The sequence below is a fragment of the Alkalibacterium sp. s-m-28 genome (genome assembly GCF_054658175.1).
In genome coordinates, this window is sequence record NZ_BAAGIQ010000248.1 from 1 (window position 1) to 595 (window position 595).

The window sequence follows — 595 nt, forward strand, 5'->3', positions numbered from 1 at the left end:
CAATCGTTGTGTGGGCAATCATGATGTCATATTTTCGTCCGTAGACTTCTTTCCCGAGCTGTAAATAAGATTTACAGTACTTGAAGAACGTCTCAATGTCCCACCGTTTTCCGTATAGACGAATGATCTCTTCATTTTCCATCTCGATATCTGTGGATAATAACGCTAGCCAATTACGCTTGCCCTTACTGTTGCGATTTTTAACAAAAATGATTTTTGCTTTAATCTCTTTCCCTTGATCATTGAGCCCTAGGCTCACAACAGCTTCTGCTTTAACGATGGCACGCCCGCGCTTTTTCTTTAAGTGGGCATAGAGTTCCTTAAGCGTGTAGCGTTCGCCTTGATAGCCATAGGTCGCTCGCATGGGCTTTATCATACAAATAACGTGTAATGGATAATCCGTTACCACTTGCTTGATCACAGAAGCGTGACCGAACCAGCTGTCAAAAAGGAGCGTTTGTGCTTTTAATTTTTGCAAGGGTAGAGAGTGAAGTAAAGTAAACATGGTTTCTGTCGCTTTCTTTTGAGCTTCTTGACGACGCTTATATCCAGTGGTTCGTTTATCTATGCAATCATCGGCTTCATTTAATCGATT

1 protein-coding gene is annotated in these 595 nt (G+C 41.7%); it reads right to left on the reverse strand.

Annotation, left to right across the window (positions count from 1 at the left end; all coding sequences use genetic code 11):
* On the reverse strand, positions 1-595 hold a 595-nt coding region (locus ACYQ4S_RS12175; RefSeq protein WP_459771428.1), incomplete at both ends, for a transposase.